Origin of the sequence: Mycobacterium sp. WUMAC-067 (assembly GCF_020217485.1) — a bacterium.
Taxonomy (GTDB): domain Bacteria; phylum Actinomycetota; class Actinomycetes; order Mycobacteriales; family Mycobacteriaceae; genus Mycobacterium.
The window spans coordinates 64,435-77,622 of record NZ_JAEKMI010000013.1 but is presented as its reverse complement, the minus strand read 5'-3'; the positions used below and the strand labels follow the sequence as shown (position 1 = coordinate 77,622).

At 69.6% G+C, this 13,188-nt stretch carries 10 protein-coding genes and 1 pseudogene; 5 read left to right on the top strand and 6 right to left on the bottom strand.

Translation table 11 applies throughout. The features are described from left to right. Positions 1-40: 40 nt before the first annotated feature. From JF781_RS11745 to JF781_RS11730, 4 genes are read right to left on the bottom strand one after another with little or no spacing between them, the layout of a single operon-like run. Positions 41-1,729: a cytochrome bc complex cytochrome b subunit gene (locus tag JF781_RS11745; RefSeq protein ID WP_225330280.1), complete on the bottom strand. Its 1,689-nt coding sequence runs from the start codon at positions 1,727-1,729 to the stop codon at positions 41-43. Further along, entirely contained in the window at positions 1,726-2,949 is a 1,224-nt protein-coding gene (locus tag JF781_RS11740; protein WP_225330281.1) for a ubiquinol-cytochrome c reductase iron-sulfur subunit, read from the bottom strand. The genes JF781_RS11745 and JF781_RS11740 overlap by 4 nt, the downstream gene beginning before the upstream one ends. Further along, positions 2,946-3,809 carry a cytochrome c gene (locus tag JF781_RS11735; RefSeq protein WP_225330282.1) on the bottom strand — a complete coding sequence of 288 codons (864 nt, stop codon included), beginning with the start codon at positions 3,807-3,809 and terminating at the stop codon, positions 2,946-2,948. Before JF781_RS11735 ends, JF781_RS11740 begins: the two co-directional genes overlap by 4 nt. 29 nt (positions 3,810-3,838) lie before the next feature. Continuing rightward, a complete protein-coding gene (locus JF781_RS11730) occupies positions 3,839-4,450 on the bottom strand; it encodes a heme-copper oxidase subunit III (RefSeq protein WP_225330283.1) in 612 nt (203 codons plus the stop codon). A gap of 140 nt (positions 4,451-4,590) precedes the next feature. Here JF781_RS11730 and trpD point away from each other — a divergent pair, with 140 nt between their 5' ends. Continuing rightward, the gene (trpD, locus tag JF781_RS11725; RefSeq protein WP_225330284.1) at positions 4,591-5,673 is read left to right on the top strand and encodes an anthranilate phosphoribosyltransferase; all 1,083 of its coding nucleotides are present in this window, start codon (positions 4,591-4,593) and stop codon (positions 5,671-5,673) included. Here trpD and JF781_RS11720 read toward each other — a convergent pair. Continuing rightward, positions 5,611-7,491, bottom strand: a pseudogene (locus JF781_RS11720) (DEDD exonuclease domain-containing protein); the annotation flags it as partial. The gene trpD and the pseudogene JF781_RS11720 overlap by 63 nt on opposite strands. Before the next feature lie 107 nt (positions 7,492-7,598). Between JF781_RS11720 and JF781_RS11715 the strand changes: the two are divergent. The 4 genes from JF781_RS11715 to pimB all read left to right on the top strand — a co-directional run bounded on the left by JF781_RS11715 (position 7,599) and on the right by pimB (position 11,244). After that, positions 7,599-7,853 (top strand): hypothetical protein, encoded by a 255-nt coding sequence (locus JF781_RS11715; RefSeq protein WP_225330657.1) that lies wholly within the window; start codon positions 7,599-7,601, stop codon positions 7,851-7,853. Between the two features lie 180 nt (positions 7,854-8,033). Further along, positions 8,034-9,176 carry a peptidoglycan hydrolase RipC gene (gene ripC, locus JF781_RS11710; protein WP_225341169.1) on the top strand — a complete coding sequence of 381 codons (1,143 nt, stop codon included), beginning with the start codon at positions 8,034-8,036 and terminating at the stop codon, positions 9,174-9,176. Positions 9,177-9,219: 43 nt separating this feature from the next. Then, positions 9,220-10,050 carry a DUF4157 domain-containing protein gene (locus JF781_RS11705; protein WP_225329798.1) on the top strand — a complete coding sequence of 277 codons (831 nt, stop codon included), beginning with the start codon at positions 9,220-9,222 and terminating at the stop codon, positions 10,048-10,050. Between the two features lie 63 nt (positions 10,051-10,113). Beyond that, entirely contained in the window at positions 10,114-11,244 is a 1,131-nt protein-coding gene (gene pimB / locus JF781_RS11700) for a GDP-mannose-dependent alpha-(1-6)-phosphatidylinositol monomannoside mannosyltransferase (RefSeq protein WP_225329773.1), read from the top strand. 8 nt (positions 11,245-11,252) lie between these two features. Here the strand turns inward: pimB and JF781_RS11695 are convergent, their stop codons facing one another. Beyond that, a complete protein-coding gene (locus JF781_RS11695) occupies positions 11,253-13,055 on the bottom strand; it encodes a long-chain fatty acid--CoA ligase (RefSeq protein WP_225329774.1) in 1,803 nt (600 codons plus the stop codon). Positions 13,056-13,188: the final 133 nt, after the last annotated feature.

The window sequence follows — 13,188 nt, the reverse complement described above, 5'->3', positions numbered from 1 at the left end:
GTCGGCCACAGGGGCCGATGGGGAGCCGGGCTTGGCCGCGCTAGTGCTTGCCGGACTCGCCGTTCGTCGAACCCGCGATGCTGTCCTGGTGTTCGCGCAGTGCCGTCAGGGCGCGCTGCTCAGAGCTGTGCGCCGCCTCCCGCAATGCCGCGTCCTCGGACGCCGGGTCGGCGAACATGAAGCTGCCGCTGCCCGGCGAACCGGCCGAGCCCAGCTTGTTCATCTTCTTGGGCAGCGCCGCGCCCTGGTATTCGAGCGGCAGCGGGTGGCCGTGGTCGTCGACCGGGCCGAGTGGCTGATGCAGCTCGATGTAGGCGCCGTGCGGCAACCGCTTGATGATGCCGGTCTCGATGCCGTGCTCGAGCACCGCGCGGTCGCTGCGCTGCAGGCCGATGCACCACCGGTAGGTGACGAAGTAGACGATCGGCGGAACGATCACCATGCCGATGCGGCCGATCCACGTCGTCGCGTTCAGCGAGATGTCGAACTTGAACGCGATGATGTCGTTCATCGCACTCAGCGTGAGCACCATGTAGAACGCGATCGCCATCGCGCCGATCGACGTGCGCACCGGCACGTCGCGCGGACGCTGCAACAGGTTGTGGTGCGCGTAGTCACCGCTGAACCGCTTCTCCAGGAACGGGTAGATGATCAGCAGGACGAAAACCCCGCCCATGATCAGCGCCACCCACACCACCGCCGGAATGGTGTGGTGCCAGAAGTAGAACTCCCACGGCGGCCAGATACGGGCCAAGCCTTCGGTCCACATCATGTAGAAGTCCGGCTGCGAGCCCGCCGAGACGTGAGATGGCTTGTAGGGCCCCAGGTTCCAGATCGGGTTGATCTGCAGCAGACCACCCAGCAGCCCCAGCACGCCGACAATCGCGGCGAAGAACGCGCCGGACTTGACCGCGAACACGGGCATCACGCGCACGCCGACCACGTTGTGCTCGGTGCGGCCCGGCCCGGGGAACTGGGTGTGCTTCTGGAACCACACCATGGCCAGGTGCAGCCCGATCAGCGCGAGGATGATGCCGGGCAGCAGCAGGATGTGCAGGGCGTACATGCGGGGGATGATGTAACCCGCTGTGGCGCATTCGTTTCCGAGGCCGCCGCAGGGGAAGTCGCCGCCGAACAGGGCCCAGTGCAGCCAGGTGCCGATCACCGGCATGCCCAGCGTGATCGAGGACAGGGCGGCGCGCAACCCGATGCCCGACAACAGGTCGTCGGGCAGCGAGTAGCCGAAGTAGCCCTCGAACATGGCCAGGATCAGCAGCAGCGAACCGATGACCCAGTTGGCCTCACGCGGCCGGCGGAACGCGCCGGTGAAAAAGATGCGGGCCAGGTGCACCATGATCGACGCCGAGAAGATCAGCGCGGCCCAGTGGTGGACCTGACGGACGAACAAGCCGCCGCGCACCTCGAAGGAGATGTCGAGCGTCGACGCGAAAGCCTTCGACATGTCCACACCGCGCAGCGGCTGGTACGCGCCGTTGTAGGTGACCTCGCCCATGGACGGGTCGAAGAACAACGTCAGGTACACCCCGGTGAGCAGCAACACGATGAAGCTGTACATCGCGATCTCGCCCAGCAGGAACGACCAGTGGGTGGGGAACACCTTGTTGAGCTGTCTGCGTACGGCCGCCGAGGGGTGGTAGCGCGTGTCGATGTCCTCGCCTTGACGGGCCAGGACGTCGCCGATCTTCGGGGGACTCAGTTTGGGACTCATGTTGTCGTCCTCTCCCAGAATGCCGGTCCGACGGGCTCGATGAAGTCACCGTTGGCGACCAAATACCCGTTGGTGTCGATGGTGATCGGCAGTTGCGCCAATGCCCGCGCCGCCGGCCCGAAGATCGGCTTGGCGAAGTGCAGCGCGTCGAACTGCGACTGGTGGCAGGGGCACAAGATGCGGTAGGACTGCTCCTCGTACAGCGACGCGGGGCAACCCAGATGCGAGCAGACCTTCGTGTAGGCGAACAGCTCACCGAAGTTGAAGCTTTCCTGGCCCTGCCGCTTGACCACGCGGTGCATGTCGGTGGGGCGAACTCGGATGAGCATCACGGGGTTTCGCACACCCTGGTTGATCGCGCGCAGCTTCTCCTGCGACTCCGGGGTGGTGCCGTCACCGTCGGACTCCCGCCACGGGAAGACGGTTTCCATGCCGCCGGCGTCGATGTCCTCGGGCCGCATCTTGACGAACGGCGACCCGGCGAAGCTGCCGGTGGCGCGCGCCAGGTAGATGGTCTCGCCGCGGTAGCGCGGGGTCCAGTCGGAGGTGAACAGCACCGCCTTCTTGCCGTTGGCGGTCTGCACCACCGGCTTCCACGGGTTCTTGATCAGGCCGCCGGCAAACGCCACCAGGGTGGACAGGCCGAACGCCCCCAGGCCCACGCCCAGCGACAGCCCGACCAGCTTGCGCCGCCCGATGGTGGAGCCGCCGTAGGCGTCGGCCAGGTTGGCCACCACCGTCTTGCGGTCGACGTCGCGCGAGGCGCCGTCGTGCCGGTCCTGAATCGAAATCTCTTCGGGGATAAAGCGTTTCTGGTACAGGATGGTGCCGATCCCGATCGACAGGATCGACATCCCGAAGGTCAGGCCGTACAGCGGAGTGGTCAGCGTGTAGAGCCAGCTGCCCGGGTCCTCCTTGGGCTTGTACTCCCACGGCCAGAAGAGGAAGATCAGCAGCAGCGCCAGCCCGAACCCGCCGCCCAGCAAAAGCCAGAGGGCGACGCCGCGCTCGGCGCGCTTCTCGGCTTTGGTGCCCTCGACCGGCCAACGGTTTTCCTTGAACACCGTTTCGACGCCGTCGAGCCTGCCGCCCAGCGCCACCAGTTCCTGCTGCGACATCGCGGCCAGCGCCGCGTCGTCGGGCTCCTTCGCGCCGGCGCCCTGCGGGCTCCCGCCGGTGTCGGAGCCGCGAACGTTTCCCTGCTTAGCGGTGTCGCTCATGCGCGTGCCCCAATCCACAGTGCCAGCCCGATCGCGGCGACCATCCCGATGATCCAGGCGGCCATGCCCTCGGGTGCGGGCCCGAATCCGCCCAGGCCGTAGCCGCCGGGCTGACGCTCTTCGGTCACCGCCTTGATGTAGCCGATGATGTCCTTCTTGGCCTCGAAAGACAGCTGGCGGTCGGAGAACTTCGGCATGTTCTGCGGACCGGTCCGCATGGCCGCCAGGATCTGCTGCTCGTTGGCGGGCTCCAGGTCCGGCGCGTACTTGCCGGACGACAGCGCCCCGCCCTTGCCGGTGAAGTTGTGGCACGACGAGCAGTTGAGCCGGAACAGGTCACCGCCGCGGCCGAGGTCCTCGCCGCGCAGCGAGTGCATCGCCAGGCTGCCGTCGGGGTTGCGCACGGTCGTGGGGCCGCCGCCGTTGGCCTGCACGTAGGCGCCCAGCGCGTCGATCTGCCCCTCGTCGAAGATCGGCTCCTTGCGGGGCGCCTGCGCCTCGCCGGTCATCGCCGGCATCCGGCCGGTCGACACCTGGAAGTAGACGGCTTCCTCGCCGACGCCGATCAAGCTGGGGCCGCGGTCGGGCACGCCCTGCAGGTTGGCGCCGTGGCAGGACACGCACGACGTGTCGAAGAGCTGCTTGCCGGTCCGCAGCAGCGCCGAGTTCGATTCGTCGGCGACGGCCACCTGCGGACGGGGGGTCAGGACGGCGGCCAGACCACCGGCGACGGTCAGCGCGATGAGCAGCAGCAACCCGCCCGACAAGCGGCGGCGCAGCCGCCGTCGCGAGCGGTCACGCTGCGCTTGTTGCGGCTGACCGCTCCGCGAACCGGATCGGGTAGACCCCAGCTTCTTCAACCGAGCACTCCTGTTCGTCCAGCGCCTGCTCATCGGATGAAATAGATCACGGTGAACAGCGCGATCCACACGATGTCGACGAAATGCCAGTAGTACGAGACGACGATGCTGGCCGTAGCCTGCGCCGGGGTGAACTTGCTCATCGCGGTGCGGGCCAGCAAGAAGATGAAGGCGATGAGACCGCCGGTCACGTGGAGACCGTGGAACCCGGTGGCCAGGTAGAACACGCTGCCGTAGGCGCTGCCGGGGATCGTGGTCCCGTGACCCATCAGGTGGTAGTACTCGTAGCCCTGCCCGAGGACGAAGAAGAGGCCCATCAGGAAGGTGATCACGTACCAGCGGCGCAGGCCGAACACGTCGCCGCGTTCGGCCGCGAACACCCCCATCTGGCAGGTGAACGACGACGCGATCAGCACCAAGGTCACCGGGACGGCCTGGTACAGGTTCAGCTCGGTCGGTGGCGGCGGCCACTTTCCGCCCGATTGGGCACGCGCGGTGAAGTACATCGCGAACAGGCCGGCAAAGAACATCAGCTCGCTGGAAAGCCAGACGATGGTGCCGACACTGACCATGTTGGGTCGATTCAGCGAATGAACGCGCGACGTGATGGCAGTACCTGAGGTCCCGACAGCGCTGGTCACATCCGCAAGTATGACGCTTTGTAGTTGTTGATCTCCACCCGGGGCGCAATTTGATGTCTGGCGCGTCGCGCGCGCGTGTGTGCGGGGCCTCTCGGGGCCGACGGTTGGGGCTGGTGTGGTCAGCGTGGGACCATCGGCGCGTGGCTTTGTCATCTGAGGTTTCGCCGTCCGGCGCGTCCGCGACCTCGTGGCCGCGCGTCCTGGCTCGGCTGACGGGCGGTCAGGACCTGACGCGCGGGCAGGCCGCCTGGGCCATGGACCAGATCATGACCGGCGAGGCGAGCGCCGCCCAGATCGCGGCCTTCGCGGTCGCGATGCAGGTGAAGGTGCCCACCTCGGCGGAGGTGATCGAGCTGGCCGAGGTCATGCTCGACCACGCGCTGCCGATGCCCGAGGGCGGGATGCCCGAGGACACCGTCGACATCGTCGGAACCGGTGGCGACGGCGTCAACACCGTGAACCTGTCCACGATGGCGGCGATCGTGACGGCCGCCGCGGGCGTGCCGGTGGTCAAACACGGCAACCGGGCGGCGTCGTCGTTGTCCGGGGGCGCCGACACGCTCGAGGCGCTCGACATTCGCATCGACCTCGGTCCCGAGGACGTGGCCCGCAGCCTCGCCGAGGTCGGCATCGGGTTCTGCTTCGCGCCGTTGTTCCATCCGTCGTACCGGCACACCTCCGCGGTGCGCCGGGAGATAGGCGTGCCGACGGTGTTCAATCTCCTTGGGCCGCTTACCAATCCGGCCCGGCCGCGCGCCGGTTTGATCGGCTGTGCGTTCGCCGAGTTGGCCGAGGTGATGGCGGGGGTGTTCGCGGCCCGCCGGTCCAGTGTCCTGGTGGTGCACGGCGACGACGGGCTCGACGAGCTGACGACCACGACGACCAGCACGATCTGGCGGGTGCAGGCCGGGACCGTGGACAGGCTGACGTTCGACCCGGCCGGCTTCGGGTTCCCCCGGGCCGACCTCGACGACCTGTTGGGCGGCGACGCGCAGGCCAACGCGGCGGAGGTGCGGGCGGTGCTGGCCGGTGGCAAGGGCCCGGTGCGCGACGCCGTCGTGCTCAACGCCGCCGGCGCGATCGTGGCCCACGCCGGGTTATCCAGTCGCGCCGAATGGTTGCCGGCGTGGGAGGACGGGTTGGCCCGCGCCGCCAAGGCCATCGATTCCGGCGCGGCCGAACAGCTGCTCGCGCGATGGGTGCGGTTCGGCCAGCAGGTCTGAATTGCGCAGGGCCTGCTCGGCCGCGAGCCGCGCCGAGCGCGCCGCCTCCGCCCAGGCCGCCCAGGCGCCGGCGGATCGCAGCGGCGACGCCCACCCCGCGCCGTCGCCGGTTCCCTCGACCCGAACGATGCGCACGCCGGGGCCGTCGAGCCAGCGCGCGATCAGCGCGGTCTCCTCGACCAGCGCGCCGCCGAGCGGGGCCGGCGCGGGCAGAATCGCTTGTGCGCCAGCGGTAATCGCGTCGACGACGGGCATCGGTGGCACCCCCCGCCGGGCGTTGCCGGCGGCGGCGAGCTGGCCGTGGCGGATGACGGCGAGGTGGTAGCCGCCCTGGCCGTCGGGCGCGGCGGCGACCAGCTCGGGCAGCGCGGCCAGGGCGCGCAACCGCTGACCGCGCCACAGCGTCGCGACCGCGGCGGCGGTGCGGTCGCGCAGCCGCGCGGCGCTCTCGAAGTGACGCCGCTCGGCGAGGGCGGCGACGTGGCGCACGGCGGCGGTCAGCGCGGTGTTGTCCGCGCCGTCGACCAACGCCGCCATGCGCGCGACGGCCGCGGCGTACTGCGTGGCGGTCACGTCGCGGGCGGCCGGGCACGGCGACACCTCCGCCTCGGCGCACAGCGGCCCGTGTAATGCCGAGCGGCCCAACCGGTTCGTGCAGGTTCGCAGCCCGGTGAAGCGGGCCAGCAGGGCGGCGGTGTCGGCGGCGTCGGCGCGGGCCCGAAACGGGCCGACGGCGCGGTCGTGGCGCGGTGCGCGCACCACCGCCAGGCGGGGGAAGGCCTCATCGGTCAGCGCCACCCACCACCAGCGCTGCGGGAACCGGGATCGGCGGTTGTAGGGCGGGGCATGCGCGGCCAGCAGCCGCAACTCGCGCACGCCGGCCTCCAGCGCGTGGGCGCACTCGACGTGGTCGACCGCGCCGGCCAGCGCGACCATCTCCTTCATGCGGCCGCGCGGATCGGCGCCGGTGAAGTACTGACCGACCCGCCGCCGCAGGTCGACGGCGGTGCCGATGTAGAGCACTCCCCAGCTACGCGGGGGCCCCGCGCCCGCCGGTCCGCGAAACAGGTACACCCCCGGCCGGTGCGGAAGCCCCTCGGCGAGAACCCGTTTGCGCCGCTGCGCCGGTGTCACGTCGGGCAGATACGCGCGCAGGTCGGCGTAGGTGTGCACGCCCTGGTTGCCCACCCGCTCGATGAGGGCGTGCAACACGTCGACGGTGGCGCGGGCGTCGTCGAGGGCGCGGTGGGTGGGCTGGGTGGTGACGGCGAACAGCCGCGCCAGGGAGGCCAGCCGCAGGCTGGGGGCCTCCTCGCGGCTGAGGACCCGGCGGGCCAGCCGGACGGTGCACAGCACCTGCGGTCGCGGCCAGGCGATGTCGCACCGCTGGGCGGCGGCGCGCAGGAAGCCGATGTCGAAGCCGGCGTTGTGCGCGACCAGCACCGCGTTGCGGGAGAACTCCAGAAACATCGGCAGCACGGCGTCGATGGTCGGCGCGTCGGACACCATCGCCGTGGTGATGCCGGTCAGCTGCACGATCTGGGGCGGGATGCTGCGCTGCGGATCGATCAAGGTGGCGAACTCGCCGAGCACCACGCCGCCGCGCACCTTGACCGCCCCGATCTCGGTGATGGCGTCCGGCACCGTCCCGGCCGTGCTTTTGGTGCGTCCGCCGGTGGTCTCGAGGTCCACCACGACGAAGGTGGTGTCGCGCAACGAGAGCTCGTCGGGCGTGAAGGGCGACCCCACGTCGGCGAAGCTCAGCTGAGTCGCGCCACGTGCAGCCACGGGGGTGACGTTAAGCACGACGACCGACATCCGCGGCGATCCACGCCGCGGCCGCGGGGAGATGTCGGTGCCCGCGGTTAGCGTTCGGGCTGACCGGCGTGATGTTCGTCGGAGCAAGACCGAGAGGACGGATCCCGATGGCACCGAGTAATGGACCCACCAACGTCGCGTTGCCGCCGCCAGAGCCGGGCGCGCCGGTGGTGATCGACTGTGACGACTGCGCGGTGCGCGGACCCGGATGCCGCGACTGTGTGGTCAGCGTGATACTCGGGGTCCCGGATACTTTATTGCAGGACGAACAAGCGGCATTGGAAGTTCTCGCCGAGGTCGGCCTGGCGCCGCGGCTTCGCCTCGTTCCGATTCGTCGGGACCGCGGATCTGGTGTAGCCTAAATTCCTTGTCCGCCAAAGGCCCTCGGGTCAGGCGGACTGGATCACATGAAAATGACAGAATTCTTTCTAATTTCTTAACCGCCCGCTTTGGACAAACGCCGATATCGTTTCGTAACCTGTTTGAGACCTAAACCCGCTCGACGACCTGGATTCGTCGATGGCCGTTTAAGGAAGCAAATCTTGAGGCTTGACTCTAGGTGTCTGGTTGCGCGTGTCCTGACACGTTCGGCCCTAGGGACGCTAGCTGGCTTCGCGATTCTGTGCGGTATGGTGACCGCCCCCTCATGGGCGGACCCGGCCCAAGACGCCATGGCAAAACTCAACGAGCTGTCCCGCCAGGCCGAACAGACCACCGAGGCGATGCACAGCGCCCAGCTCGACCTGAACGACAAGCTGGCCGCCCAGCGCGCGGCCGACAAGAAGCACAACGACGACCAGGCCGCCGTCGACGCGGCGAAGACCCATCTGGCGTCGTACCAGAACTCCGTCAACAACCTGGCCGCCGCGGCCTACATGGGTGGCCGCGTCGACGGCATGCAGGCCATCCTGACCGCCGGCTCGCCGCAGGGGCTGATCGACAAGCTCGCGGTGCAGCGGGTGATGGCCACGCAGATGGCCAACCAGATGAAGAGCTACCGGATCGCCGGCGAGCAGGCCGCCAAGGCCGAGCGGGAGTCCGCGAAATCCGCCGCCGACGCCAAGAGCGCCGCCGAGCAGGCCGCCGCGGTGCGAGCGAGCTTGCAGTCCAAGCAAAGTCAGCTGCAGGTGCAGATCGCGGTGGTCAAGTCGCAATACATGTCCTTGACCGCCGACCAGCGCACCGCGCTCGCCAATCCCGCACCGGCCGTCCCCGCGGCGGCGCCGGCCCCCGGCGCCCCGGCGCCGGAAGCGGCACCCCCGGGCGTCGGGCAGGCGCCCGGCGAGGCTCCGCCTCCCGGCGGCATGCCCGGTCTGGCTGCCGGTGGGGTCGGCGGCGGTGACCGCGCCACCGTCGTGCAGGCCGCGCTGACCCAGGTGGGTTCGTCCTACGTATGGGGCGGCGCCGCGCCCGGCGGGTTCGACTGCTCCGGGCTGGTGATGTGGGCGTTCCAGCAAGCCGGCATCTCGTTGCCGCACTCCAGCCAGGCGATGGCCCACGGCGGCCAGCCGGTGTCGCTGTCGGACCTGCAGCCCGGCGACGTGCTCACCTTCTACTCCGACGCCTCGCACGCCGGCCTCTACATCGGTGACGGCATGATGATCCATTCCTCCACCTACGGTGTGCCGGTACAGGTCGTGCCGATGAACTCCTCGGGCCCGATCTACGACGCCCGCCGTTACTAGACATCCCGCGCTGCGGCGGCGGCTTCCGATACTGCTGGCCTGGATCTTCGTCGTCGAGCTGATCGTGGCCGCGGCCGTGCCGTTCGGCGCCGAACGCAACAGCCGGATCCGGCCCCCACAGCTGATCACGCCGGCGCGCAGCCAGGTCAGTGCCACGACGAAGTCGATCGTCGTCGGCGACCGCACCGTCCGGCTGCTGGGGCTCGGCGGCCCGTCGAGCGAGCGCTTGTTGTCGCGCGTGGCCTCCGACATGGGCAACGCGATCACCGCCGTGGAGGCGTTCTGGGGCGTCGACTGGGCGCGCGAAATCTCGGTGGTCGCCGCGGGCACGGACGAGGAATTTCGCGCCGCCGCCGGCGGGGGACCGCCCGCCCAGTGGGCCGACATCGCCGCCGCCACCGTCTCCGACCGGGTCGATCCCGTTCGCCGGGTCGCCCTCGGCCAGCGGATCGTGTTCGCGCCGGGCGCCGCCCACATGAGTGCGGCGTCCCTGCGAATCGTGTTGGCCCACGAGCTTTTTCACTACGCCGCACGGGCGGACACCGTCGCCGACGCACCCCGCTGGCTCACCGAAGGCGTCGCCGATTTCGTCGGCCGGCCCCCGACGCCGGTACCGACCGAGGGGATGCTGCCGATGACGCTGCCGTCGGACAGCGAGCTGGATGTGCCGGGGGCGCCGCGCTCGTTGGCCTATGACCGCGCCTGGTTGTTCGCCCGGTTCGTGGCCGAGGCCTATGGGGCGCTGAAGCTGCACGATCTCTACCTGGCGACCTGCGGCATCCGGCGCGCCGACATGGCGACCGCCGCCCACGAGGTGCTGGACACCAGCGAGGCGGGCCTGCTCACCGCCTGGCGCCAGTGGCTGACGCACTAGCGCGCGCCGCCGGGCTGAGGCCGTGTGCGCGGGCCGCAGCGCCGCCACGCTAGCCTGTCGCAGGTGAGTCGGGTCCTGCTGGTAACCAACGACTTTCCGCCCCGCCGGGGCGGCATCCAGTCATACCTCGGGGAGTTCGTCGGTCGACTCGTCGAGGCCGGGTCGCATTCGGTGACGGTGTACGCGCCGCAGTGGAAGGGCGCCGAGGCATACGACGAGGCGGCCGGGTACCGCGTGGTGCGCCATCCGGGCACCCTGATGCTGCCCGGCCCGGCGGTCGACGCCCGGATGCGGCGGCTGATCGCCGACCACGGGATCGAAACCGTCTGGTTCGGGGCGGCCGCGCCGTTGGCGCTGCTGGCCCGGCGAGCTCGTGGGGCCGGGGCGAATCGGGTGCTGGCCAGCACGCACGGTCACGAGGTCGGCTGGTCGATGCTGCCGGTCGCGCGGTCCGTGCTGCGCCGCATCGGCGACGACACCGACATCGTCACGTTCGTCAGCCGCTACACGCGGTCGCGGTTCGCGCCGGCCTTCGGGCCGAAAGCGTCGCTGGAATACCTGCCCTCCGGGGTGGCCACCGACAAGTTTCGGCCCGATCCGGCGGCCCGTGCCGAGTTGCGTCAGCGCTACCAGCTGGGCGAGCGGCCCACCGTGGTGTGCGTGTCCCGGCTGGTGCCGCGCAAGGGCCAGGACATGCTCATCAAGGCCCTGTCCTCGATCCGGCGACGCGTCGACGGGGCCGCCCTGGTCATCGTCGGCGGCGGACCCTACCTGGAATCGCTGCAGACGCTGGCCCGCGACTGCGGGGTGGCCGACGAGGTGATCTTCACCGGCGGCGTACCGGCCGCCGAGCTGCCCGCGCATCACGCGCTGGCCGACGTGTTCGCGATGCCCTGCCGCACCCGCGGCGCGGGGTTGGACGTCGAGGGGCTGGGCATCGTGTTCCTGGAGGCCTCGGCGAGCGGCGTGCCCGTTGTCGCCGGAAAGTCCGGGGGAGCCCCGGAAACCGTGCGGCACAACGAAACCGGGCTCGTCGTCGACGGTTGCTCGGTGACCGAAATCGCCGACGCCGTCGCCGGTTTGCTGACGGATCGGGACCGGGCCGCCGCGATGGGGGCGGCCGGACGCGAATGGGTGACGGCCCAGTGGCGCTGGGACACCCTGGCGGCACGGCTGGGCGAGCTGCTCGGATAGCGGCGCGGTCAGTCCGCTTGGTAGATGGCCTCGATGTCGGAGGCGAACTTCTCGGCCACCACGTTGCGCTTGACCTTCATCGTCGGAGTCAGCTCACCGGTGTCCTCGGTGAAATCGACGGGCAGGATGCGGAACTTGCGGATGGCTTCGGCGTGTGACACCGCCAGATTGGCGTCCTTGATGGCCGCGTCCACCTCGGCGACGAGGTCGGGATCGGTGGCCAGATCGGCCACCGACGTGCCGGATCCCTTCTGGTTGCGCTGTTTCCAGCCGTCGAACGCCTCGGGATCGATGGTGATCAGCGCGCCGATGAACGGCTTGGCGTCGCCGACCACCATCGCCTGACTGATCAGCGGATGCGACCGCAGCCGGTCCTCGAGTACGGCGGGGGCGACGTTCTTGCCGCCCGCGGTGACGATGATCTCCTTCTTGCGCCCGGTGATCTTCAAAAAGCCGTCGTCGTCGAGCACGCCCAGATCGCCGGTCTTGAACCAGCCGTCGGTGAACGCGTCGGCGGTGGCCTGCTCGTTGCGCCAGTAGCCGCTGAACACCACGCCGCCGCGCACCAGCAGCTCGCCGTCATCGGCGATGCGCATGCTGTTGCCGGGCAACAACGTTCCGACGGTGCCGATCTTGACGTTGCCGACCTGGTTGACCGTGATCGCGGAGCTGGTCTCGGTCAGCCCGTAGCCCTCGTGGATGGTCAGACCCACCCCGCGGTAGAAGTGCCCCAGTCGCGACCCCAGCGGCGCGCCGCCCGACACGGACGCGTGGCAGTCGCCGCCCAGCGCCCCGCGCAGCTTGCGATACACCAGCCGGTCGAACAACGCATGCTTGGCGCGCAGCACCGGCCCCCGCCGTCCGCGGTCGGAGGCCTCGCTCCAGTCGACGGCGGTTTGCACGGCCATGGCGAAGATCCGCCCCTTGCCGTCGTTGGCGGCGTTTTGCTCGGCCGTGTTGTACACCTTCTCGAACACCCGCGGAACCGACACCACCACGGTCGGTTTGAACACCGCGAACATCGGCAGCAGGTTCTTGATGTCGCTGGTGAATCCGACGGTCACCTTGTTGGCGAACGCGGACAAGGTCAGCGAGCGCGCGAGCACGTGCGCCAGCGGCAAGAAGATCAGCAGCCGCTGGCCCTCATCCAGCAGCGTCGGCAGGCTCTCCTTGGCGCCGCGGGTCTCATACAGCAGGTTGGAGTGCGTCAGCTGGCAGCCCTTGGGCCGCCCGGTGGTGCCCGAGGTATAGATGAGCGTCGCGGGATCCGCGGCCCGCAGGGCCTCCTGGCGCGCGGTCAGCTCGGCCGGTTCCACCGACTCGCCGGCCTCGACGAGCTGGTCGAGCGCCTTGGGGCCCGAACCGTCGATGTGCAGGACCCGGCGCAGGGCGGGCAGTTCGGCGGTCAGCTCGGTGACCATCGCCGCGTGTTCGTCGGTCTCGGCGAACGCCAGCACCGCCTCGGAGTCCTGCAGCACCCAGCGCACCTGCTCGGCCGAGGACGTCTCGTAGATCGGCACCGTGACCCCGCCGACCGCCAGGATCGCCAGGTCGAGGATCGCCCACTCGTAGCGGGTGGCCGAGAAGATCGACACGCGGTCGCCGGCCTGCACCCCCAGGCCAATCAAACCCAGTGCGGCAGAGCGGATCTGATCGGCCGCCTCGGCGCAGGTGACGTCGGTCCACTCGCCGTCGACCTGACGTTGGTAGATGACAAAGTCCGGATCGTCGCGCTCGTGTTCGAACACCATCGCCGCGATGTTGTCGTCATCGTCGACCGGAAAGCGGGCGGGGACGCTGTACTCACGCACTCTTATGACCTCAATTGACCTCGTGACGTTTCCCGGCAGCCGGGTTGCTGTCGCCCAGCCTAATCCGAGCAACGAGCCAGCATGGTCACGGTCGGTGCGGCCGGGACCGCGATTGCCTGCCGCGACGCCCGGC

What these genes read in the sequence shown, in the direction of transcription:
- JF781_RS11715 (WP_225330657.1), top strand. Translation starts at nt 7,599, where the DNA reads ATGGCACCGAGTAATGGACCCACCAACGTCGCGTTGCCGCCGCCAGAG.
- JF781_RS11745 (WP_225330280.1), bottom strand. Translation starts at nt 1,729, where the DNA reads ATGAGTCCCAAACTGAGTCCCCCGAAGATCGGCGACGTCCTGGCCCGT.
- JF781_RS11740 (WP_225330281.1), bottom strand. Translation starts at nt 2,949, where the DNA reads ATGAGCGACACCGCTAAGCAGGGAAACGTTCGCGGCTCCGACACCGGC.